Annotated in this window: 18 protein-coding genes and 1 pseudogene; 7 read left to right on the top strand and 12 right to left on the bottom strand. The window is 70.0% G+C overall.

All coding sequences use genetic code 11. The features are described from left to right. Positions 1–99: 99 nt before the first annotated feature. From WMF28_RS04315 to WMF28_RS04340, 6 genes are all read right to left on the bottom strand, one after another. Positions 100–654 carry a YfiR family protein gene (locus tag WMF28_RS04315; protein ID WP_437600768.1) on the bottom strand — a complete coding sequence of 185 codons (555 nt, stop codon included), beginning with the start codon at positions 652–654 and terminating at the stop codon, positions 100–102. A gap of 80 nt (positions 655–734) precedes the next feature. Continuing rightward, positions 735–1121 carry a hypothetical protein gene (locus WMF28_RS04320; protein WP_437600769.1) on the bottom strand — a complete coding sequence of 129 codons (387 nt, stop codon included), beginning with the start codon at positions 1119–1121 and terminating at the stop codon, positions 735–737. 1 nt (position 1122) lies between these two features. Next, positions 1123–1602: a response regulator gene (locus tag WMF28_RS04325; protein ID WP_437600770.1), complete on the bottom strand. Its 480-nt coding sequence runs from the start codon at positions 1600–1602 to the stop codon at positions 1123–1125. After that, positions 1599–2108, bottom strand: coding sequence for a chemotaxis protein CheW (locus WMF28_RS04330; RefSeq protein WP_437600771.1), 510 nt, complete (start codon positions 2106–2108; stop codon positions 1599–1601). Before WMF28_RS04330 ends, WMF28_RS04325 begins: the two co-directional genes overlap by 4 nt. Positions 2109–2143: 35 nt before the next feature. Beyond that, positions 2144–4480 (bottom strand): TonB-dependent receptor plug domain-containing protein, encoded by a 2337-nt coding sequence (locus WMF28_RS04335; RefSeq protein ID WP_437600772.1) that lies wholly within the window; start codon positions 4478–4480, stop codon positions 2144–2146. A 257-nt stretch (positions 4481–4737) separates the two neighbouring features. Then, positions 4738–6933: a hypothetical protein gene (locus tag WMF28_RS04340; RefSeq protein ID WP_437600773.1), complete on the bottom strand. Its 2196-nt coding sequence runs from the start codon at positions 6931–6933 to the stop codon at positions 4738–4740. Between the two features lie 89 nt (positions 6934–7022). Between WMF28_RS04340 and trmB the strand changes: the two genes are divergently transcribed. The 4 genes from trmB to WMF28_RS04360 all read left to right on the top strand — a co-directional run bounded on the left by trmB (position 7023) and on the right by WMF28_RS04360 (position 13307). Next, entirely contained in the window at positions 7023–7694 is a 672-nt protein-coding gene (gene trmB, locus WMF28_RS04345; protein WP_437600774.1) for a tRNA (guanine(46)-N(7))-methyltransferase TrmB, read from the top strand. Positions 7695–8387: 693 nt separating this feature from the next. Then, positions 8388–9494 carry a response regulator gene (locus tag WMF28_RS04350; protein WP_437600775.1) on the top strand — a complete coding sequence of 369 codons (1107 nt, stop codon included), beginning with the start codon at positions 8388–8390 and terminating at the stop codon, positions 9492–9494. Between the two features lie 64 nt (positions 9495–9558). Next, on the top strand, positions 9559–11199 hold the full coding sequence (locus WMF28_RS04355) for a GMC oxidoreductase (protein ID WP_437600776.1): 1641 nt from the start codon (positions 9559–9561) through the stop codon (positions 11197–11199). A gap of 566 nt (positions 11200–11765) precedes the next feature. Further along, entirely contained in the window at positions 11766–13307 is a 1542-nt protein-coding gene (locus tag WMF28_RS04360) for a right-handed parallel beta-helix repeat-containing protein (RefSeq protein WP_437600777.1), read from the top strand. A 249-nt stretch (positions 13308–13556) separates the two neighbouring features. On the opposite strand, the gene WMF28_RS04365 is transcribed toward WMF28_RS04360, so the two are convergent. Then, a complete protein-coding gene (locus WMF28_RS04365; RefSeq protein ID WP_437600778.1) occupies positions 13557–15740 on the bottom strand; it encodes an alkaline phosphatase D family protein in 2184 nt (727 codons plus the stop codon). A gap of 494 nt (positions 15741–16234) precedes the next feature. Here WMF28_RS04365 and WMF28_RS04370 point away from each other — a divergent pair, with 494 nt between their 5' ends. Continuing rightward, positions 16235–16936: a chemotaxis protein CheX gene (locus WMF28_RS04370; RefSeq protein ID WP_437600779.1), complete on the top strand. Its 702-nt coding sequence runs from the start codon at positions 16235–16237 to the stop codon at positions 16934–16936. A gap of 637 nt (positions 16937–17573) precedes the next feature. Here WMF28_RS04370 and WMF28_RS04375 read toward each other — a convergent pair. The 5 genes from WMF28_RS04375 to WMF28_RS04395 all read right to left on the bottom strand — a co-directional run bounded on the left by WMF28_RS04375 (position 17574) and on the right by WMF28_RS04395 (position 21548). Next, positions 17574–19103, bottom strand: a complete 1530-nt coding sequence (locus WMF28_RS04375; RefSeq protein WP_437604211.1) for an IS1380 family transposase — start codon at positions 19101–19103, stop codon at positions 17574–17576. Positions 19104–19210: 107 nt separating this feature from the next. Then, positions 19211–19498 carry a hypothetical protein gene (locus tag WMF28_RS04380; protein WP_437600780.1) on the bottom strand — a complete coding sequence of 96 codons (288 nt, stop codon included), beginning with the start codon at positions 19496–19498 and terminating at the stop codon, positions 19211–19213. A gap of 115 nt (positions 19499–19613) precedes the next feature. After that, a complete protein-coding gene (locus WMF28_RS04385) occupies positions 19614–20069 on the bottom strand; it encodes a hypothetical protein (RefSeq protein ID WP_437600781.1) in 456 nt (151 codons plus the stop codon). An 18-nt stretch (positions 20070–20087) separates the two neighbouring features. Further along, the gene (locus tag WMF28_RS04390) at positions 20088–21146 is read right to left on the bottom strand and encodes a hypothetical protein (protein WP_437600782.1); all 1059 of its coding nucleotides are present in this window, start codon (positions 21144–21146) and stop codon (positions 20088–20090) included. Between the two features lie 69 nt (positions 21147–21215). Further along, the gene (locus WMF28_RS04395; RefSeq protein WP_437600783.1) at positions 21216–21548 is read right to left on the bottom strand and encodes a hypothetical protein; all 333 of its coding nucleotides are present in this window, start codon (positions 21546–21548) and stop codon (positions 21216–21218) included. 634 nt (positions 21549–22182) lie between these two features. Here WMF28_RS04395 and WMF28_RS04400 point away from each other — a divergent pair. Both WMF28_RS04400 and WMF28_RS04405 read left to right on the top strand, forming a co-directional pair. Further along, positions 22183–22803: pseudogene (locus WMF28_RS04400) on the top strand (nitrate- and nitrite sensing domain-containing protein); the annotation flags it as partial. 157 nt (positions 22804–22960) lie between these two features. Continuing rightward, positions 22961–23353, top strand: coding sequence for a HAMP domain-containing protein (locus tag WMF28_RS04405; RefSeq protein WP_437604212.1), 393 nt, complete (start codon positions 22961–22963; stop codon positions 23351–23353). The last annotated feature ends 186 nt before the right edge of the window (positions 23354–23539 follow it).

Raw genomic sequence — 23539 nt, forward strand, 5'->3', positions numbered from 1 at the left:
ACGCTGGAGGAGAGATCGTGCGTGGTGAACCGTGAGTCGTGAACCGTGAATCCTGAGAGAGACGACGCGCCGGGTCGGGCGGCCGACGTCGCGAGGGCGTCAGTCGACGATGCGGGCGAGCCGGAGGAACTGCGGGTCGAAGCGGAGGCCGATGGCGTTGGCGTGCTTCACGTTCAGCAGGAGCTCGGGCTTGGCGCCGGCCAGCCCCACGGCCACGGCGCAGCCGCGCTTCGTGTCGTCGCCGTCGCCGCATACGACGATGCGGACCACGGCGCCCTCGCGGGACGGGACGTCCGGGATGGCCGCGGCCAGCCCGCGCGCCACATAGACCACCTCGGCGCCGCCGGCGCGCAGCGCCTCCTGCAGCTGGGCCCTTCCGCTGTACGTCACGCGCAGGACGCTCGCCGGCCGGCTGGCCACGGTCGTCTTCGCGGCCAGCTTCGAGAGCACGGCCGCCATCGCGTTCGCGTCCTCCGCGCTCTCGCCCGACTCCCCGCCGACGACGGCGAGCACGGCCGGGCCCTTCCGGCTCGCGAACCCGCGCTCGTAGCCGATCGAGCGCAGGAGGATGGCGCCCCGCAGCTCGTACGGGACGGACGCGGCGGAGCGGCCCTCGGCGCTCGCGGTGGTGACGAGCAGGAGGGCCATCAGCATTCGAATCGAAGAGCTCGGAGACACCATGTTTCTCGGGTCAGCCTTGAACGACCTCGGACGGGTCCTCGATGGGCGCCGCATCAGGCGCCGGCGTCGCGGAGGCGGCGGGCGTCGATCACCCAGTGCAGCGCGCCGTCGATCTCGGCGAGCCCGACGACGTGGGGCATGGCCAGGAGCTCCGCGAGGAGCTCCGGCAGCGGCCACACGTGCTCCCGGTCGACCTCCACGAGCCTGGGGAACGCGCAGGCGATCGCCTGGGCGCCGCCGCCGGTCGACAGGCGCACGCTCCGCGTCGCCGGCTCGGGCGCCGCGCGCGCCGCGCGATGCGGGCCAGCGTTCCCCGGGTCGACGCTGCCCCAGAGACAGGCGCCGCGCTCTGGCGCGGGGCCGCCCTCGGCGAGGAGCACCTGCTGCGCTGGAAACGCGCATCGCAGCCCGGCGTGCAGCATGGCGACCACGGCCCCCACGTCAGCGCTCCTTGCCGGCGAGCCGCCGGACGAGGGCCGGCAGGCGATCGAGGTGGCGCTTCGAGAGGACCGCGTCCGCCTGGACCTCCATTTGCAGCTGCTCGAGCTCCTTCTCGGAGTGCCCGGACATCAGGATGACGCTGAGGTGCCCGAGCCGCTGGTTCTTCCGGAACAGGGTGAGCAGCCGGTCCCCGCGGATGGTGGGCATGAAGACGTCGAGGACGACGATGCGCGCCTGGTGCCGCACGATGGCCTGCGTCGCCCCGATGGGGGAGGGGAGCGCGATCACCTGGAAGCCGGCCGCGCCCAGCACGCGGCACACCTCTTCTCGGGCGATCTCGCTGTCGTCGATGACGAGCACGGGCGGGTTCGCCGGCACGCTCGACGGCGAGGACGCGCTCACCGAGGTCCCCGCCTCATCGACCGGATCGCTCGGCAGCCTGGGCTTCGTCGGGGGCGACCGGGAGCTCGGCTCGCTCATCGACTCGACCCGGCGGCCGGATCGCCGCGCGGCGCGACGGACGGCTGCGGCGCGCCCTCGGAAGCGTCGAGCAGATGGACCACGTCCAGAAAGGTTACTACCCCCTCGCTCGTGTCGACCACAGCTTTCGGCACGAGCTCGCCGAACACCTTGACCGCGGCCACACACCGCGTCTTGCCCGCGGGCAACCCCAGGTAGCCGCGCTGTGTGCGGCAGACGACGATGCGGAGCGGCGCGGCCGCCGGCTTGGCGAGCGGGGCCGATACGATCACGATGATCCTCCCCCGGTCCTGGAGGATGCCCATCACCCGCGGATCGGTGCGCGGCAGCGGCAGGGGCGTGCGCCACGCGATCACCTCTTCGACCTGCTGCGCCCTCAGGGCGAAGGTCACCGCGCCGAGCTCGAAGAGCAGGAGGTCGAGGACGGCCCTCTCGCGCGGCCCTTTGTCCGGGGCGTCGTCGCGCAGGTCGAGCAGCTCGTGAACCTGATTGAGCGCTTCGGACAAGGTGTTCTCCGGTTTATCACGAGGGCGAGGCGGCGTCAGTGAGCGACCTCGACAGAGGCGCCGACGTGGGGGCGGCCGGCGGCGAGGATCAACCGGCGCGCGTCGTAGGTCGGAGGAGGAACATTGTTGAAGGTGAGGTTCTTGCCGAACACCGAGACCCAGACGTGCTCCAGCGGCGAGAAGGAGACCGCCGCGTCGAGGTTGAACGCCGAGCGCGCGTACAGCCTGTCTCTCGGCGGCAGGTCGTCCGTGTCGCGGGCGGGCGCGTCCCGGGTGCCGTGGCTGTTCATGCCAGTCCGGAAGGTCGCCGCGAGGCCCGCCGTGAACCGGCTGGCGCTGTAGCTCAGGTGAGCTTTGACGAGGTGGATGGGGTAGTTGGCCCAGGCCTCGGCGTCCCAGCTGGTCAGGATGTGGATGGGGCTCTGCGCGCCGAACGGCCTCGTCACGCTGTACCACACGTCCCCCGCGAACCCGCCGCCGAGCTCTCCGAGCACGCCGAGCTCGCCGCCGAGGGCGTGGACGTCGGTGGTGCTGTTCGCGAAGCTGCCCCACCAGCCTCCGCTGGAGGGGTGTCTCGGGTTATTGACCACGTGCTCCTTGAAGTCGTCCGGCCGCACGAGGTCCCACGACACCCAGCCCAGGGTGTCCCTGTAGCGCTCGTAGAAGACGGCGACGTCGAGGACGAGGCGCTCGTCGAGCAGGCCCACGAGGTAGTCGAGCTCCACGAGGTGGGAGGACTCCGGCTTCAGCGCGGGCAGCGGCGCCATCGGCTCGTCCTCGAAGGCGGCGTTGAACTGCTCGAGCCAGTTGAAGTAGGCGGCGTCCGGGAAGCGGAACCCCTTCTGGTAAGACAGCTTGACGTTCTGCGTGTCGCTGATCGCATAGGCGGCCGCGACCCGGTAGGAGGGGCTGACCACCGGCGCGACCTCGCGGGAGCCGTTCCTCAGGACCAGCTCGCCGAAGCGCGCGTGATCGAAGCGCAGGCCCGCGGAGACCGTGAGAGCGCGGAAGGTGGCGGTGCTCTCGGCGAAGGCGGCGAGCTCGGTCCACGAGAAGCGCTCCGGCGACTCGTAGGCGGCGCCGTGGATCCGCCCCCATCGGGACCTGTGACCGTCGAAGCGCTTGTGGCTCGCCGAGGCGCCGAGGGCGAGCTGGGTGTTCCGGATCGCCGTGGTCTTGTAGACGAGCTTGACGTCGCTGTGCTCCTCGCCGAGGCCCCCGGTCGACACGACCCCTTCGCCGGAGCCCGGTCCGGAGACCTTCTCCACCTCGTGGATGACCCAGTCGGCCGGGACGAGGGTGGTCTCGAAGGTCGAGAAGGTCGGGATCAGCTCGACCCTGTGCTCCTCGGACAGGCGGACGTGGAGCTCCGGCGTGACAGCGAGGCTCCGCTGCCGCACATGGCCGGTGTTGCTGTCGGCCCACTGGGCGATGATCTGGTCGACGGTCCTCGTCCGGTTCGGGACGTTGCTCATGATCGATGTCTGCGCGTAGTCGAGCCGCAGATCGACGCTGACGAGGCTGCGCTCGGAGCCGTAGCGGAAGCGGCCGAATCCCTTGTAGCTCGGCTCGCCGAGGGCGTTGACGCGCGTGTGGTGCAGGAAGGGAGACGTCGTGACGCCGGCGTAGGCGCCGCCGTAGACCTCCGCCGTGTCCGGCCGGGGGGCCGCGGGCTTCTCCCCCTCGTTGCCGGCGGTTCCGAAGTAGAGGAAGTAATCGGCGTTGTGCTTCTCGCTGAGCAGGCCGCCATAGCTGGCCTCCAGGGTGCGCGTGTCGCCGGAGGCATAGGACGCCTTGCCCCAGAGCCCCGGGCGGGTGATCCCCGTGGGCCTGAGGACGTTGACGAAGCCGCTGATCGCGCCGGAGCCGTGGACGATGGCGCCGGGGCCGAGGATCACCTCCACCTTCTCGATGTCCCCGGTGAGCGGCACGGCCAGCGTGCTCCCGATGGCGCCGAAATGGGCGCGCATGTTCGTGTTCACGCCGTCGTGCATCACGAGCGTCTTGGCGTTGTTGTCGATGAGCACCCCGCGCACGCCGATGAGGCGCGAGGTGCGCTCGTGCTCGCCGATCACGACGCCGGGCTGGTGGGCCTGCAGGAGGTCGTCGAGCGAGCGGACGCCATAGAGCTTCAGCGTGCGCGCGTCGTAGAGGCGCGCCTGCCCTGTCGACGATTTGCTCTCGGTCTCGAAGAAGCCGGCCGAGGAGACCTTCACGCTGAGCAGCTCCTCGAGATCGAGCGAGAGGAACCGCCCCTCACCGCCGGCATCGCCTCCGGCCGGCGCCCCGCGCGCGGGCTCCTGCGCCCGCGAGGCGCCGGTCACCCCCATCGGAGCGAGGAGCGAGCAGAGGAGCAGAGCCGACCTTCGCATAGAATCCCCCCATCGTTCGAACACCGGGCAAGAGCGCGCAGGGATGGTCTCGGGCGAGCCTGCGTGCCGGTCGCCTGGTGTCCTCTGAAGGTCGCCTGGACCGCCGGCGACCTGCTGCGCGCGGCGGTGCGTGGGTGTAGGGAGCGCGCGCTGCCCGGTATTTCCCCCACGACGGTTACCGTGGTTTGCGCGCTGTCTTGCTATGTTGTGCGAACGTCCAGGATGCTACACGAACGCGCGGATCCGTCAACGGCGTGTCAGCGCCCGGCGACCCAGTAATGAAAGGCGTGGAATCCGGAGCCACGCCGCAGGGTTATCGCGATCGGGGTCGGCCCGGAGAGGCGCGCGGCGGGGAGGGGGAGCGCGCGCTCGACCCAGGCTCCGGCCGGCACATCGACGGTCCCGGCCTCCTCGCCTGCCACGGAGACCGCGAGCTCGGCGCCGTCGTCCGAGGCGACCCGGAGCACGAGGCGCGCCTCGGTGGGGGGCGCGGCGAGGTGGGCGACGAAGCGGTCGGCGGTCCGGTGGTACCGGCCGCCGTCGGCGATCTCGGCGCGGGTGGGGTCGAGCTCTCCGGGCGCGTCGCTCTCGGGGGCGGCGAGCGAGAGCGCCACGTTGCGCTGGTCGGCGAGCGGCTCGAGCTCGTAGGCATGCGCCCACTCGGACTCGAGGTCCGAGACGTCGAGCTCGTCGAGGATCTTCTCGCCGGGCACGGACCGCACCGGCAGCGCCCCGGAGCCGAGGAGGTCCCAGCGCGCCTCGTAGGCGACCATCGTGGTGCCGCCGAGGATGGACTGATCCTCGACGGTGGCGTCGATGAGCTCGCGGCCGAGCACCGGCGCGCAGGCCATCCAGTGCGGGTAGACGATGAAGTGCGTCGGCCGGCGCTCCGGGGGCAGCGTCTCGTAGTGCTCGAACCTGGAGCCGGCGCCCGCCACCCAGTAGCGCGCCTCGCCCTCGGTCGTCAGGCCGACGACGTCGAAGGTGCTGCGGCCGCCGAGGTAGGCGAGCGCGCCGGTGTCGTTGACGCCGATCCTGGCGTCCGAGGGCAGGTGGAGCGCGGCCCAGCGGCCGAGCCAGACCTGCTGCCGATCGATGGCGCGCGCCGAGTTGGCGAGGTCGTCGATGGCCCACGGGAGCCGCGCGGCCAGGGCGCCGGCGAACGCGCCGGCGACGAGGGGCGTGACGTGGTGGAGCGAGGGCCGGAGGCGCTGGGCGGCGTCGCCGAGCTCGCGCGCGAGGCACGCGGCCATGACGATCCACGCCGGGGCGAAGGGCCAGACATAGCGCACGCGATTCCAGAGGAAGCTCAGGTACGTGCAGGGCAGCAGCGCGCCGAGCGCGAGGACGGCCACGACCGCGGCGTGGACGGGCCGGCCCCGCCGGTGCGCCGCCACGGCGAGCGCGACGGCGCCGAGGGCGATGACGACGGCGGAGCCCTCGGGGAGGAAGACGGTGGTCCACCGGCCGCCGTCGATCACGTCGGTCACGAGCAGCCGGACGTTCTCGAGGACGGCGGCCCGGAGCGTCGGTCCGTCGTAGTTGGGGTTGCCGAGCAGCCACTTGACGGTGGTCGTCGACGAGGTCGAGTGGCCCGCGAACAGCTGGTTCAAGGCGGGGACGACGAGCGGGCCGAGGAGCGGCGCGAGGACGAGGAGGCGCCCGTCGAGGAGGCGGAGGGCGCGGCGGCCATGGGAGGGCGGCGGGAGGGGTGCGGCGGGAGGGGCGGGAGGGGGGCGGCGCGCCGCCGCGACGGCGAGCGCGAGCGCGGCGATCAGGGAGGCCAGGGCGCCCTCGGGGCGGAGCAGGGGCGCGGCGAAGCCGGCGAGCGCGAGGGCGCGGGCGGCGGAGGCGGGGGGCGGCTGGGCGGGGCCGGAGGGCGGCGCGGGCTGTGCGCCGTCCGCGGCGGGCTCCGGCGGATCCGGCTCGCAGAGGGCGGCGGCCAGGCGGGCGGTGCGGGTGAGGATCCAGGCGAAGGCGACCGTCTCCATGCCGCTCCAGGCGAACCAGGCGAACGCCGCGAACCCGGCGCACATCGCGCCGGCGCCGGCGGCCGCCGCGGGGCCGGCCAGGGGGCGCGCGAGGCGCGCGGTCTCGACGGCGAGGGCGGCGTGGAACACGAGCCCGAGCGCCCAGATCGCATAGACGAGCGAGAGATCCCGCAGGCCGAGCGCGTGGAAGGGGGCGAGCAGCACGGGCCAGAGCAGGCTCGTGGCGCCGGTCGAGTACCCGTCGCCGGCGACGAAGCTGAAGAAGCCGCCCTCGGCGAGCCGCCGGGCGTACTGCATGTGGATGAACGCATCGTCGAGCGGCAGGGCCGGGCGCCCCGCCTGCTCGAGGACCGCCCGGATGCACACCGCGCCGAGCGCGCCGCTCGCCGCGAGCGCGGGCGCGTAGGGGAGGGCGCGCGCGGCGAGGGCGCGCAGCGGGGAGGGGGCTTGGGGCGCCGCCATGGGGCCCGACGAATACCACCGCGCCCCGCCCGGAGGGCCTCGATTTCCCGCGCGTGCGCGGCCGTCATTTGGTAGAGCGCCGGGGCTCCATGGTCTTCCAGCCGCGCCCGAACCACCCCTACGCCGACGCGCCCCGCTTCCCCGACGGGGACGACGTTTCCATCGACGAGCTGCTCCCGGGCACCGGCCCCGTCGAGATCGAGATCGGCCCCGGCCGCGGCGGCTTCCTGTTCGAGCGCGCGGCGGCGAGCCCCGAGGCGCGGCTGCTCGGGCTGGAGATCCGCCTGAAGTGGTCGGCGATCGTCGACGAGCGCCTGAGGAAGGTCGGGCTGGGCGGCCGCGTGCGGGCGCTGAACGCCGACGCGCGCGAGGCGCTCGCGCGGCTCCGGCCTGACGCGTCGATCGCGCGCTTTTACCTGCACTTTCCGGATCCGTGGTGGAAGAAGCGCCACGAGAAGCGCCTCGTGATGGGCCCGGCGTTGCTCGACAGCATCGCGCGCCTGCTGGTGGACGGCGGCGAGCTCTTCGTGCAGACCGACGTCGAGGAGCGCGCCGCGCTCTACGCCGAGCAGATCGGCGCGCACCCGGCGTTCGAGCCGGCGGGCGACGCGCCCGGCTCGCCGCACCTCGGCGAGAACCCGTACGGCGCGAGGAGCCCGCGCGAGCACCACGCCATCGCCGATGGGCTGCCGGTGGGCCGGCTGCTCTACCGGCGGCGGCCGCGCGAAGCTGGGGCCGGGGCGCCGCCGGGCGGCGGATAGGCCCTCTCGGACACCGTACTCTCCTGAGAATTTTTACTGGAGGGGACCGCTCGCATCCCGGTCTCTCTCGCCTGCTGGATACTGCGGTGGTGGGCCGTCCGTCACCCCATCGTGTGCGGCCATCTCTTTTTCGAAAGAAGCCTCCTGTCGCACTGGCGATCTCGATCTCCTCAAGCCGGAGCCCGCGGAGATCCTCAAGCTACACGGCGGGAGCATGCGAGGCAGGGTCGGAGACGACGCGCGCGGGGGGGAGGGAGAGCCCCGCGCGCGGTACCGACCACGCGAGGATGGGGTCTACAGAACGGATACGTGCGTCCCGTGTCGTCACCGGGGCCGACCTCGGTGCCGCCGCCTCCGCCCACGATGAACGCCTGGGTGCTCCGCCGCGCCTCGCCGACGCTCGTGGCCATCTACGTCTTCCTCCGGCCGCCCCTGGCCGCCGAGCCAGCAGCCGGCCGGCAGCGGCTCCATCAAGACATGAGCCTCCGAGCCCACAAGTCGCGCGCGACTCGCGCCCTCGTCGCAAGGCCCGAGCAGGCCGAGATTGCGGGCGATCGCGCCCGAGAGGTAAGGCGCTTGACAGCCGAAACCGGGTACGTGACGATGCGGTCGAGGTCAGCGACGACGCGTTAACGCACTCACGCCGGGGGGAACGGCAGCGCTCCCACGCAGGCGCTCAGGGGAGGTGAAGGGATGGGGACCGAGCAGCCGTCGCCCGGGCTCGTGCTCGTTGCCGACGACGTACTCGTGAACCTCGAGGTGCTCTCACGCACGCTTGAGTCGGCAGGGATCGAGGTCAGCATTGCGACCGACGGCCCCATGGTGCTCGAACGCCTGGAATACGAGACGCCCGACCTCATCCTGCTCGACGTCACCATGCCGGGCATGACGGGCTTCGACGTCTGCGAGCGGCTGAAATCGAGCCCGGCGACCGCCGATATCCCCGTCATCTTCACCACCGCGCACGTCGCGATGTCGGACAAGCTGCGCGGGTTTCGCCTCGGCGCGGTCGACTACGTGACCAAGCCGTTCGAGCGCGACGAGCTCCTCGCGCGCGTGAAGACGCAGCTGGCGCTCCGGCGCGCCCTGACGTCGCTGGCCAGGAAGAACGCCGAGCTCGAGAACGAGATCGAGGTGCGCGCCGCCGCACAGACGGAGTTCGTCCGCCTGGCCGACGAGCTCGAGCGGCGGGTGGAGGAGCGGACTGAGGCGCTCGCCCGGGCGGTCGCGGAGCTCGAGCGAGCCAAGGAGTCGCTCGAAGAGACGGTGGCGCGGCGCACCCGCGAGCTGCAGCGCGCGAACGAGCGGCTCGAGCGCGAGCTCACCGAGCGAGCGGCGCTCGAGGAGGCCCGCTCCGCGCTCCAGGCGCAGATCATCGCGGCGCAGGCGGTGCGGCTGGCCGAGCTGTCGACGCCCATCATCCCCATCAGCGACCAGGTCCTGGTCATGCCCCTCATCGGCATGGTCGACGAGGAGCGCGCGCAGGGCATGGTCGACGCGGCGACGATGGGGGTGAGCGCGCGCAGGGCGGCGGTCATGATCCTCGACATCACCGGCGTGTCGCGGGTCGACGCGCGCGTGGCCGAGGCGCTTGTGAGGGCGGCTCGAGCGGTGCGCTTGCTCGGCGCGCGGGTCGTGATCACCGGCATCCGCCCCGAGGTCGCGCGGGAGCTTGTGGCGCTCGGCGCCGAGATGACCGAGATGGTGACGCAGAGCACGCTCCAGGGCGGCATCGCCTACGCCATGAGCAAGACCCGCTCGCCGCCGCGCCGCGCGGCCAACTCCGCGGCGCGCGGGTGATGCGGCTCCGGTGGGCGTCTGAGACCGGTTGAACCATACTCCGCGTCGAGGAGCAGGTGCGTACATGGACTTCGACGTCGACTTCGCGATCGTGGGCTCCGGCTTCGGGGGCAGCGTCTCGGCGCTGCGCCTCGCCGAGAAGGGCTACAAGGTCACGGTGCTCGAGTGCGGCAAGCGGTGGCGCAAGGAGGATTTTCCGAAAACCAACTGGAATGTCCGGAAGTTCCTCTGGGCGCCCAGGCTGCTGTGTCACGGAATCCAGCGGCTGACCCTGCTCCGCGACACGCTCATCCTCTCGGGCGCGGGCGTGGGCGGCGGCTCGCTCGTCTACGCCAACACCCTCCTCGTGCCACCGCCCGAGGCCTTCACCAGCCCGGGTTGGCCCGCCGGCACGAGCTGGCGCGACGAGCTGATGCCCTTCTACGAGACCGCGAAGCGCATGCTCGGTGTGACCGCGAACCCGAAGCTCTGGCCGGCGGACCATCAGCTCCGGCAGATCGCCGGCGAGATGGGCCGCGCGGACACGTTCCACGTCACCAACGTGGCCGTGCTCTTCGCGAAGGAGGGCGAGCAGGAGGGGCAGCGCGTGCCCGATCCGTTCTTCGGCGGCGAGGGGCCGGAGCGCGCCACGTGCGTCCACTGCGGCGGCTGCATGGTGGGCTGTCGCTTCGGCGCCAAGAACACGCTCGATCTCAACTACCTTTACCTGGCCGAGAAGAAGGGTTGCACCATCCAGCCCGAGACCATGGTCACCGCCATCGACGCGCTCCCGGGTGGCGGCTACGAGCTCACGCTGGAGCGCTCCACCGCGGTGTTCGGCAAGCGGCGACGCACGCTCCGGGCGCGCGGGGTGGTGCTCAGCGCCGGCGTGCTGGGCACGGTGAAGCTCCTGCTCGAGGCGAGGGCCGAGGGCCGTTTACCGCACCTCTCACGGCAGCTCGGCAACTACGTGCGCACCAACAGCGAGGTCATCCTCGCGGTGACCGCCAGGGACGGCCGGGTCGACTACTCCCGTGGCATCGCGATCGCGAGCGGCATCTACCCGGACGCGCGCACGCACATCGAGCCGGTGCGCTACCCGGCCGGCTCCGACGTGATGGGCGCGCTGGGCACCGTGCTCACCGACGACGGGCCGGGGCTGCCGCGCTGGCTGCGCTGGCTCGGCCGGCGGCTGCTCCACCCCATCGATCTGATCTTCGGGCTCCTGCCGTTCAAGTTCGCGAGGCGCTCCACGATCCTCCTCGTGATGCAGACGGTGGACAACTACATGCAGCTCGTCTGGAAGCGCGGCGGCATGACAACGCACAGGCCGCCCGACCAGCCGAAGCCCCCGGCGTACATCCCCATCGCCAACGAGGTCGGCAGGCGGCTCGGCGTGCTGATGAACGGCACCCCGCGCAGCGCCATCAACGAGGCCGTGCTCAACGTCCCGACCACCGCGCACATCCTCGGCGGCTGCGCCATCGCCGACAGCCCGGAGCGCGGGGTGATCGACCAGCGCAACCAGGTGTTCGGCCACGAGGACCTGTATGTGGTCGACGGCTCGATGGTGCCCTCGAACCTGGGCGTGAACCCGTCGCTCACCATCACCGCCATGGCCGAACGGGCGATGAGCAAGATGCCTCTCCGGCGCGACAACCCCGCCTTCACCGGGGCGCCGACGGGGCTCGATGCGGCGGCGTCCACAGAGCACGTCCACCTCTGAGCAGGCCTACCCACCTCTGAGCAGGCCTACCCACCTCTGAGCAGGCCTACCCACCTCTGAGCAGGCCTACCCACCTCTGAGCAGGCCTACCCACCCCTGAGCAGGCCTACGGCAGCTCCGCCAGGGAGCCCTTCTTGTTCCTCGGTGCGATCCAACCCATGGGCCGCATGGGACTCATGCATCAGGTGCATGGTGCATGTCATCGCCTCGAATAACGTGAACAGCGGCGGATGAAGAGAGCCGCCAAGGCGTCGAGCACGCCAAGAGGGTCAAAAAGCTCTCTTCTTGGCGCCCGTGGCGTCTTGGCGGCTCAAACGCTCCTCGCAGAAGCACCGCTATGCTCGATGTAAGGAACGCACCGCCAGCAAGGCTTCCGCTGAAGTGAGGTCGAGCCCGATACTGGATTACATCCTGCTACCTGAGGCGCAGGTTCTGCGACAGCAGCAGTGTTCGGTCGCATGACAAAGGACGTCGGCGTGTCATCCTGCCTCACCGGGGCAAAATTGCCTCACCGCGGCATTGTAAAATTCCAGCGGAACTTTTCAAGTAATGAGGAGGATGCTTCTGTGAGAGTTCGAGCCTGCATCACCGGGTTGCTCCTCGTCGCCGGCTGCACCGGCGAGCTCGGCGGAACGACGGATGGCGGCAGGGATTGGGGCCCGGTGGCGCTCCCGCCGCCCGTCAACATTCCTCCGGTCAACATCGATTGCACCCACGTCGGGAGCGGCAGGGACTACCAGGTCGGCCCCGGCAAGGAGTTCGAGGCGATCGGCGACGTGCCGCTCGAGTCGCTCGTCGCCGGCGACACGGTGCGCGTCTTCTGGCGCGCCGAAGGGTACCACGAGAAGATCATGCTCGGCGGCCAGGGGACCGCCGAGCAGCCGATCCGGCTCTGCGGCGTCTCGGGGCCGAACGGCGAGCTGCCGGTGATCGACGGCGAGGACGCCACCACCCGGCCCGAGCTTGATTTCCCCTTCGACGGCCACCAGGTGAGGGGGCTCATCGTCGTCGGGCACAAGCACGACGACCCGTACGATCTCGAGCCGAGCCACATCACGATCGAGGGGATCGAGATCAAGAACGCTTCGACCCCCTTCCGCTTCACCGACAAGGCGGGGTCGACGGCGTCCTACGCGCGCAACGCGGCAGGCGTCTTCGTGGAGCGCGGCGACCACGTGACCGTCCGCGGCTGCGAGGTGCACGAGAACGCCAACGGCCTCTTCATCGGCACGGCCGGCGGGGACATCCTCACCACGAACGTGCTCATCGAGTCGAACTACATCCACGACAACGGCAGCCTCTCGGATTACAACGAGCACAACGTCTACAACGAGGCGTCGAACGTCATCTATCAGTTCAACCGCTTCGGCCCCACGCGCGGCGGCAACGGCAACAACATCAAGGAGCGCTCGGCCGGCGTCGTGATCCGGTACAACTGGATCGAGGACGGCGCCCACCTGATCGACCTCGTCGACGCGCAGGAGGCGACCGACTCGGTCGCGATGCCGTCGTTCCACGAGACCTTCATCTACGGCAACGTGCTCCTGCGCACCGGCTACGGCCCGTCGATGATCCACTATGGCGGGGACAGCGGGCAGACCGAGTACTACCGGAAGGGCACGCTCCGCTTCTTCGCCAACACCGTCTTCGTCAAGAACGAGACGTACCGGGATTACGAGCGCTCTGCGGTGTTCGAGGCCTCGACCAACGACGAGCGGATCGACGCGCGCAACAACGTGTTCGCCAGCAGCCACGAGCCGACGTCCCTCCGCGCGGTCACCTTCCTCGGGGACCGCGACGACGTGGCGTCCGGGGTCCTCCTCCTCGCCGGGAACTGGGTGAGGCAGGGGTGGACCGCGTTCGACCCCGTGCCGGGCCCGAGGCTGCTCGGGCGGGTGGACGGCCTGGACAGCTCGATCTTCGGCGTCGACCCGGCGTTCGCCTCGGCGGCATCCCACGATTTCATCCCGGCCACGGGCGCGCCGCTCATCGGCGCCGGCGCGGCGCTCGACGGCCTCCCCCCGGTCGACCACCAGTACTCGCTGCACCAGCAGGCCGAGCCGCGCAACGACGGCCCGACGCTCACCATCGGCGCGTTCGCGCAGTAGCCGGCCGAGCGCGCTCGAGCTCATCGCCCCGGCCGCGTCGCGCGCGACCGGGGCGCGCTCGGAGGCCGGCGGCGAAGAGCGCCCAGTCGCGCAGGCGGCTGGCCCGGGGGGAGAGCACGGGCGCAGGATCGGACGGGAAGGTCACCGCAATGTCACGGGTCGGGGAGAGGTGAGCCGTCCGCTCGCCGGCACCACGACAGCGTCGCCGGCGCCTTCACCGGGCGCGCGGCGTCCGCCGAGCGTGCAGGCTCAGATCCACTTCTGCGTGGCGGGATCCCAGCGCTTCCACGCCCCGCGGACGTCCCGGTAGATCTCGCTCTCCCCGCGGAGGGTGCGGAACCGCTCGCTCCCGACCTCCAGCGCGCCGCTGTTCTCCGCGTGATCGGTCAGCGCCTCGGCGGCGTCGATGCTCCGCATGTCGGCGACGAGCTCTTCCCCGTTCGCCTCGATCACCACATAGCCGTGGGCATAGCTGTTGGCGTGAGCGAGGTGGGGGTTCACCTTCGTCTCGGTCGACATGAGCAGACTGTCGATGCCGGCGGCGAGCAGCGTGGCCCCCGGGATCGTGCTCAGCACCGGATCGCCGGCCAGCTGGCTCAGCAGGATCTCGCGGAAGGACGCCGACGAGACCGCGCCGCCCACGAACTCGACGATCTTCTTCGAGGGATCGCCGCTGAGGCCCGCCGTCCCCGCGTAGAAGGCGTGGATGTCGCCGGTGATCGCCACGACGCCGCCCAGCTCGGCGAGCCGCTCGAGGAGCTCATTCCGCTTGCTGGGGAACCCGTCCCAGGTATCAGCGTTCATGATGAAGCGACGCTTGAACTGCTCGGGGACGTTGTAGGGGCCGAGATCGACTGCGAGCGGGAGGAGGCAGAGCGCGTTGCCCCAGACCTTCCAGGTCGCCCTCGAGCGTTCCATGGTGTCGAGGAACCAGGACTCCTGCGCGGCGCCCATCATGTCCTCGCTCGCGCCCTGCGTCTCCTTGTAGCGGATGGCAGCGTAGACATCGAAGGTGTCCTTGATCGTGAGGTAGCGAGCCCCGATCGAGCCGTGGGCGCTGAACTTGCCGAGATCCACGTACGCGATGCCCCGGTCGAAGAAGTTCGCATCCATGGGGCCGATGAGCGGGATCTGCATGTCCTCCGGCAGGCCCTCGTTCACGCCGGCGACGATCTGGTTGATGACGAGGACGCTGATCTTCCCCGTCACCTCGGCGGCGTCGTAACCGGCGGCCTCCGCGGCCCCCTTGAGGACCGAGGCGTAGATGCCCGCGGCGTACGTCTCGATGTTGTCCACGTACGGCATGGCGAGCTCGGGGACCTCCCCGAGCTCGGCCACGAGCTTTCCATGATCGAGCACCACCGTGCCGGGGAAGGCGCCCTCGGGGATGAGGTGATCCGGCCGGTAGCTGCGCAGATCCGTCATCACCAGGTGGACGTGCTGGCCGAACACGAAGTCGCGGTAGATGCGGAAATTGTCCGGGAGCGAGGCGCCGGGGTCCTGCTCGACGTCGTCGCCGTAATCGACCGGCTGGTACTCGAACCAGGCCTGGCTGGCGGCCTTGCGGCGCTCCACGTCGGTCTCGTCCTTCCGGTCGTCGAAGTAGGTGGCCGTCGCGCCGAACGCGTCGTTCGAGAACTCGTGATCATCCCACGTGGCGATCATCGGGAAGCTCTCGTGGACCTCCTGGAGGCTCGCGTCGGAGCGATAGGTCCTGTAGAGCTCCCGGTAGTTGCTGAGCGACCTGGCCGCGTGAAAGGCGGTATCGCCCTCGCCGAGGGCGATGGCGCCGGCCGCGTCGGTGAAGACGACGCGGCGCCCGCCGGTGCTCTGGAAGCCGGGATCGCCGGTCGTCTCGTAGATGTAGTCGCCGAGGTGGACGAAGAAGTCGAGCTCCTCCCGGGCGAGCGCCAGGTAGGTATTGTAGAACCGTCCGATGTAATCCTGGCACGACACGTAGGCGAACCGGACCTTGACGTCGGCCCCCTCGGCCGGCGCGGTCTTGGTGCGCCCCACGCGAGACACGTAGCCCGTGTCGCCCTTCACGTAGACGAAGCGGTAGTAGTAGACCGCGCCCGCCGACAGGCCGCGGACCTTCACCTTGACGCAGTGATCGTGCCTCGCGAGCGCCTTCACCTTCGCCTGCCCGGCGTCGAGCGCCACCCGCTGCGTGAAGCCGGCGTCGGTCGCGACCTCGACCTCGAGCTCCAGATCCTCCTCGCCGTCCTGCACGCGGGCCCAGAGGACGACGCTGCCGGGGCGCGGGTCGCCGGAGGCGATCGACTGGGGGAAGTACGCCGAGCCGTCGGTGAGCTCGCGCTCGGGCTCGGCGCCGAGCGGATTGACGATCTCGGGGTCGCCGCCGCAGGCCGGGACGACCAGCGCCCCCGCGGTGACGAGGGTCGCTCGAAGGAAATCTCTGCGGTTCAGCATCGGGCATTCAGGGAATCCTGGAACTTTCTCCGGTGTCAACCTCCTTGTGGAGCTCGCCGTGCGAACCGCCACGCGCGAGCGCGTGACGAGGACCTCGACGGGCAGGCGCCGATCCGAGCGCCGTTCGACGCGCGCGGGCAGGCGGTCGACGAGGGCATCCTCCGCGAGCTCTGCCTTCGCGATCGCGCGCCGCACGCGCGCGCGAGATGGGTGAGATGATGAAGCGAGCGCAGGTCTGTCAAGATCCTCGACGGCCGGCAAAACAGCTGTAAATGTGAACAAGCCAGCTGGTCTGAATCATAGTCAGCGTCGGAGGTCCGATGCTGGCGCAGCGCGTCTCAGCGGCCGGGCGTGGAACGCCCGCCCGGCCGGTGGCGCCCACAAGGGGGCAGATGTCGATTGACGTGGGTGAGCGTGGCGCGATGTGCTCGCGCATCTCGTCCGAGAACATCATTGCCCCATAAAGGATCGATGAGCTACGCTGTGCGCTTAGTATGGTGCGTCGCCGGGACATCACCAGCGATCGTCAGTCCGAGGCGCGGCCTGGGCCCAGCATCCATGAGCGCCTGGGCATCGAGCAGCGCGCCCCGAGCTCCTCGCAGCGACCTGCGCCGCCGTCCGTGCCCGGGCGTTCCAGCCCGCCCAGCGAGCCGTCGCCTACTTCCCGGCCGCCTCCGTCGCGCAAGGTGCGGACGATCGACGTCCTGGTTCAAGGCGCGACCGTGGAGCTCTTTCACTTTTACGGAGTCGCCATCGCGCCGGCCGACACCGGAGATAGCCGCGAGGAAGCGCGCCTTCACGGCGATCCCGCGAGCATGGTCGAGTTCTCGGCGCGCGGCTTCTCCGGCGTGCTGGCCCTGTCCGCGCACCCTGGCGTGTTTCGCTCCATGACCGAGGTGCCGCCCATGGTCGACGGCGTCGGCGACTGGATGCGCGAGGTGGCCAATCAGCTCATGGGCAAGGTGAAGAGCCGCCTCGCCCGGTTCCAGATAGCGCTCCACGCCGAGCTGCCGCAGCTGCGCCACCCGAGCGACGTGGAGCGCCGGACCCGGAGCTGCAAGCAGCAGTTCTGCTACTCTTTCAGGACGTTGAAGGGTGAGGTGCTCGTCACGTTGAGCGGCGACTTCGACGAGAGCTCCCTTGTGTTCTCGAACGCGTCCCCGCTCCCCCTCGACGGCAAAATCATCCTCTTCTGAGCGGCGGGCGCCCGCTTCGGATACGGGCCCATCTCGGCGCTTTCGGTGCTCAGCGCACTGGAGTGCGCTTGCGCGCCGAAAACGCCGAGCTGGACCCGTCTCCTGTGCGGGCGACCGCCGCTCGGAGGCGCATGCACAGGAGGACGGCCGAGGTTGGCGTAGGAGCGTGGGGCGCAGCGAAGCGGATAAAGCAAGAGACGCCAGGATGTCAGAGGGACCAGAGATTTGTCGTCCTGGCGGCGGGACGGTCGACTCCTTCCCATTCGGACTCGACTCTAGAATACCGAACAGGTTGAATGGCTGCGAGAAAGAGAGATTTTGAACCACTGAGGCACGGAGGGCGCAGAGGAGAGAAATGAACGTGCCATCCCCCTGCCTCTCCTCTGTGTCCTCTGCGACTCCGTGGTTCATTCTCGGTCTTCTAGCGAATCGGTGTTCTAGGCCTCAAACAAGCGCTTGGCGACCCTCGAAATGGGCCGAACCGCCGTCTCGAATCGCCGAGCGGATCCGTCCTGCCGGAGAGCCGGGATTCGGTGATCGTCGCTGCGGCTGGTCAAGGATCCCTCGTTTCGTGGTTCGAGGTTGTGGGTTCGCGGTCGGGCTGCCCGTGCCTCAGTGCGTCGGGCAGCCCCGGCCGTCAGAGCGCATCAAGGAAGCGGAAGAAGATGGGCAGCTCGGGACGCCAGGCAAGGAGCCGATAGACGAGAGTTCGACCGGTATGGAGGATCTGCGCCGGAACGAGAATGAAACGCTGCACGAAGGAGCGGAATTCCATGCGCAGAACGCGCTCTCGATCGGCTTGGTGTGCTTCGTGCCATCGCGGCGCCGTGGGCATGAGCAAAGAGAACCAAGCCTTGAGCGACCACGCGAGCGACGCGATCACCATATAGGCCCAGTTCGACTCGAGCGTGTTCAGCGGGGCGCGCAACGCCGGGACGCCGCTCTTCAATTGCGCGAGCAGATTTTCCTGGTTGCAGCGGCAGTTGGCCTCGCGGACGACCTGCTCGCACGTCATCTCGCGATCGTTGGTCACGTAGAAAAAGTAGCGGAAGGTCTGTCCCAGGTACCGCTGGCCCCTTTCCTCAACGATCGTCTTGCGAAGCACGACGAAGCGGTACGATCGCGCCGCCTTGGTGGGTCGATGCTCGAATTCCGCCAACTCCTCACGCTCGAGGCGCATATTACGATACTCGCGCTCACGGACGATCTGCTCCTTGATGCGTGGTTGCTTCGCGCGCCGCTTGCTCTCCTCGAAGAGGGTGTCGGCCTTGCGAACGAGCTCTTGATAATCGCTCACATCGTCACCTTCAGCGCGTGCCACCATCGGCTTGTAGGCATCGTACCCGAACACGAAGCGTACGCCGTCGTCGTGCCAACGGTCGAAGTACGCGGCCTGCGAGAAGGCCGTGTCGCCGCGCAGCAGGATGTCCGTCCAGCCGGCGCGACGGCAGAGCGTGATCGCGCGCGCGAAGAATTCGGGCGCTCTCTCCTCGGAAGGTCGGTTCCCGCTGCGGTTGACGACGAACAGCGGCTCCCCGGTGTTCGCCAGCGAGACCACAAGCGGGTGGTAGCCCCATATTCCGTTGTACGCGATGTCCATGCCCTGCTTGCACTCACCGCTGGTGGCGACGAGCGAGCCGTCCGCGTCGATTCGCGCCGTCTGCTCGAAGAACGCCTGCGACTGCCTCTGCCAGACGCCGACGCGCACGTCGTTCACGACGTCCATCAGGCCCTGGATCTGCTCGGCCCCGAAGCGCCTGCAGAAGTCGCCCGCAGTGGTGGGATCCGGGATCGTACGCGCACCGAGCGCATCGAGGAACGCCCTGTCGTTGCGGCGCACCTCGATGTCATCGAGCACCGCTCCGCCGCACAGGAAATTATAGGCAATGTTGAGAACATGGTCGGCCTCGCTGTACGGGCGCCGGCGCTTCAAGATCGGCAGCCTCGTGTCGAGCGCGGTCACCAGCCCGACCTTCCAGGCCAGTTGATGAATGGCCCCGAGCCCGCCACAGGGGATGGCGTGAACCCGGTCGGACGCCTCGTAACGAATCGTGCGTGCAGCGAACTCGGGACCCGTTCCACGCGGCTCGCGTCCGCCCTCGACGGGCTTCAGTCGGCGCGCGATCTTTCTCGCTTCACTTTCGGCCCAATTTCGTCGATCCTTCACCTGAAAAGCCTCCGGGTGTTTTGTGTCAAGCTTCAGCAACTCGACGAACACCCGGGCTTTTCATTTTGATCCCGCTACGAAGCGATTTCGACGCGCTTGATCGAGGTCTAGGCGCCGCCGCCGCCGCCGCCGGTGCCCGCGCCGCCGCCGCCGGTGCCCGCGCCGCCGCCGCCGGTGCCCGTGGCGCCGCCACCGCCATCACCGCCGCCGGTGCCCGCGGCGCCGCCACCGCCATCACCGCCGCCGGTGCTCGTGGCGCCGCCGCCGCCGGTGCCCGTGGCGCCGCCGGTGCCGGTGGTGCTGCCGCTGCCCGTGGGGGGGGCGGCGGGGGGGGTTGAAAGCAGCCGTTGAAGAAGACGACCTGGCCCGGGTCGCAGGGGTCCGAGTCCCAGCAACCCACAAGCATCGCCGCGGAAAGGGCGCCAAGGACAACGACCAAGGCCCCACGGCAGCTGGACAGCAACAGGCGAGACGACTGGATGTCCATCGTTCGTTCCTCTCTCGACAGGCTCACGGCGGCACCACCTTTCCGTCGCGGATGCGCGCGATCACCTTGACCGTGGGGTTGACGTCGCTGGCGGCCATGTACCCGATGCCGCCAGCCTCCTCACCCACGGCGCGGAGGACGGCGCTCGAATTCGGTACCTTGCGCGGCGGCCGCTCGCCGCCGCGGATCTTTCGATCGATCCAGTAGCGGGCGACGCCCTCGGGATCGAGGCCCAGCACCGCCATGTCGAAGCGCTGCCGCATCGAGGAGTCCTCGGGGAGGTTCACCGGCATCGCCGACCTGCCGTACCACTCCGTACGCGTCGTCTGGAAGAGCGGGCGGAGCGTGTCGCGCCCCGCCGCGCGCGCGGGGTTGGCCTGGTTGACAACGATGACGATCTCGTCCTCCTCCGCGAACGACGAAGCCGACGGGGTCATGCCGAGGAGGGCCAGGAGGAGCAGAAGGGATAAACGCTTCATGATGGCGTTGAACCTCTCTCAGAAGGCCAGGATGAGACGAGCGAGCGCGTTCGTGGTGTGGAAGTCCAGCACCGGGAACTCCGGCACCTTGTTCTCCTCACGCATGACGGTCATGATCGTGCGCAGCACCTGGGTCCGAAGTGTGACGTCCGGGGTGATGTAGAAGTTCAGACCGCCGCCGACCTGGAACATGGTGTCGTGCCCGGAGAACGGCGCGTGCACGGTGGCGCCGATGACGAACGGCTCCATGTCCAGGAAATCCAGCCGGTGCGCCGCCACGGCATACGCGGAGGTCTTCCAGGCGTTCGGCGCGAAGAACCCGAATCCCCCCTGGCGTTTCCCTTCGTCGAAGACCGCGCGGACGACCGCCGCCTCCGCGCGCAGGCGCGTCTTCCCGACGTCGAGCGAGACGTCTCCGGCGCCGACGTACTCCTGGAGCGACCACGTCGAGTGGATGGTCGGAGTGAACTCGCCGAGCTTTGTATCGGAGACCCAGTCGCGGGACCTGCTCGCGATGAACGACGCCCCGAGCTTCAACGTCAGCTTGCCGGGGTCCTCGTAGCTGGCGTGCAGGCGGCCGCCGTACCCGCGGTTGTCGTCGAAGGCGAACGGCGCGTTCTCGGTGCGCCCGTTGCTCACGTACGCGTTGTACCCGAGCTCCCACGGGCCCGTGAACATGTTGCCGTAGACCATGACCCCGGTCTGCCGCGTGGGAAACAGGCGCGATGTGATGAAGTAAGGGACGGCGGCCGTGATGAGCACCGGGCTCCCATGGTCGACGTTGTAGATGCCGATCGGGGTGAAGAACTGGCCGACGCGCACCTTGAAGAGGTTGAAGCGCGTCCAGTCGACGTGCGCGCGCTCGATCGACACAAGCCCGCCATAGGTGGTCGGCGAGCCCATCGCGATCGCCGTCGAGTCGAAGGTCCCGTACGGCTGTGTGGTCGTCCGCGCCGCCAGGTCGGGCGGCAGCGGCCCCGTCACCGGGACCGGGGCGCCGCCGGGCGAGGTCGTGAACCGCAGCTCCCCGAGAAAGCGAAAGTGATCGCCCGGCTGCGCGTCGAGGTAGAGGTTCATGTTCCCGACGACGAAGTTCAGCGCGTTCGCCTGCGGGAGGGCGGCCGCGAGGCCCGAGTTCTCCGGGACCTACGTGCGCTGGACGCCGACGTCGATGAATCCGTAGAGCTGGAGGAGCTCCCTGTTGTCATCGTCCTCCGGCGAGACCTGCGCGTGCTCGAGCGTCGCGAGGCGCTTCTCGAGCTCCGCCGATCTCTTCTCCGCCGCGTCGAGCCGCGCGGCGAAGGAAGCCTCTCCGGTCGCGGCGGGCGCCGCGGCGGCCACCCCGGTTGCGGGCGCAGCGACGGCCGCTCCGGTTGCGGGCGCAGCGACGGCCGCTCCGGTGGCGGGCGCAGCGGCGGGCTCCGGGGCGACGCCGGCGGCAGGGCTCTGCGCGTGCGCGAGAGATGCCGTGGAGAGCACTCCTGCGATGGCAGCGCCCGATGCGCGCGCGAGGCACCCTGCTCGCGCTCGCCGCTGAGAACTCCGACCCATGTTCATTGCTCTCTCCCTGTTCGAAGAGCTTTCGTTGCTGTACAGGCCGACGCCGCGCGCGCTCTTGCAGACTCGCGACCTTCGCGCGTAGCATACGCACCCTCGATGCCACGTGATGGAGCAACTCGATCCGCCACGAACGGGCGCACCACAGCAAGTGAAACGTCGCAACAGGAAAGAGCCTGAATCAGCGAAACACACATGGTGCGCCAGGGCGCGCACATGACAGCCGCGTCCGCCTGCCTCCCTGGTCGTTTGCTCTCTTTATCTCTTCCGGGGCTCCAGGAGAGCGAGGCGCGGGATCCAGTCGTCCTCGTGGGGCGCCTTGCGGTAGAGCGTACGAGGGCGAGCGGTCGTCGTGCCGCGCGGGCCACTCCGGGGAGACGGAGGCATGCCGACATTGCGTAAAGCTTCGATTCGTCTGAAGCTGTGGTCGCTCGCTGGCGTCCCGGTCGTGGGCGCCCTGCTGCTCGCGGCGATGATCGTCGGCGATGCGCGGCAGCAGGCGGTCAGGGCGGCGGCGATCGGCTCGATAGAGGACCTCGCGCAGCTCTCGTCGATCATGGCGCAGCCGCTGCACGCGCTCCAGAAGGAGCGGGCGTGGACCGCGCTGGTCGAGGGGCTCGAGGTCCGGCCGCCCGACGCGAGGGACGCCGAGGCCGCGCGGGGCGCAGCGCGGCCGTTCCAGCGCGCCGCGGCGCTCGCGCGCGCGAGCGGCCAGCTCACGGCCGTGCGGGCGGCGACCGACGAGAGCCTCGCCCACCTCGACGCGTTCCTGGCCGAGCGCGACCTCTCCCGGCTGCCGCCCCGGCTCGCCCGCGATCTCGCCGACGCGCGCGCCCACGTCGCCGAGCTCGGCCCGTTCCGGAGCGGGGCCGACGCGAAGGCGGTGTCGCTCGACAGCGTGCTGAAGGTCTTCGGCGGCATCAACGTGAGCCTGATCCGGGCCAACGCGGGGCTCTCCGAGCTGAGCGACGAGGGCGAGCTGCTGCGCAGGATCCAGTCGCTCGTCGCCGTGCACGAGTTCGCCGAGCGCGCCAGCCGCCAGCACGCGCTGCTCGCCCACGCCTTCGCGTCCACGCAGTTCGAGCCGGGCGCCTTCAAGACGCTCGTGACGCTGATGACGGAGGAGCAGCTCTATCGCGAGGTGTTCATGGCCAACGCGTCGGACCCGGCGCGGGCGCTCTACGACTCAGCGCGCGCGGCGCGCCGAGGAGCTGCGCGCCGCCGCGATCGCGTCGACGGACGAGGACCTGGCGATCGACCACGACGCGTGGTTCGACGCGCAGCAAGGGCGCGTCGACCGGCTCGCCGCGATCGAGCACGAGGCGATCGCCGGCATGCGGCGCGCCGCCTCGGCCAGGGTCGCGGACACGCGGAGGACGGTGACCAACGGCGTCGCGGTCTCGGCGTTCGTGCTCATCGTGTCGGTCGCGCTCGCGTTCGTCCTCGTGCGGGGCCTGTCCCGGTCGCTCGAGGTCCTCGGCGAGGCCGCGGCCCACGTCCGGCAGACGCGCGACTACACGACGCGCGCCCGCAAGACCGCCGACGACGAGTTCGGCGCGCTCACGGACGCCTTCAACGAGATGCTGGCGGGCATCCAGGCGCGCGACGAGGCCCTGGAAGCCACCGGCAGAACCTCGAGGCCACCGTCGCCCAGCGGACCTGCGAGCTCGAGAATCGCAACCGGGAGATGCGCCTCGTGCTCGACAACGTCGATCAGGCCCTCGTGACGATCCACCGCGACGGCACGATGGATCCCGTGCACTCCGCCGCCTTCGAGCGCCTCTTCGGGGTGCCGGCGGTCGACGAGCACTTCGCCGATCGCATCGCCGGCCACGACCCCCGGGCCCGCGCGTTCCTCAGGATGGGGTGGGAGGCCGCCTGCGACGACTTCCTCCCGCTCGAGGTCGTCCTCG

The sequence above is a fragment of the Sorangium sp. So ce590 genome, from assembly GCF_051521365.1.
GTDB lineage: Bacteria > Myxococcota_A > Polyangia > Polyangiales > Polyangiaceae > Sorangium.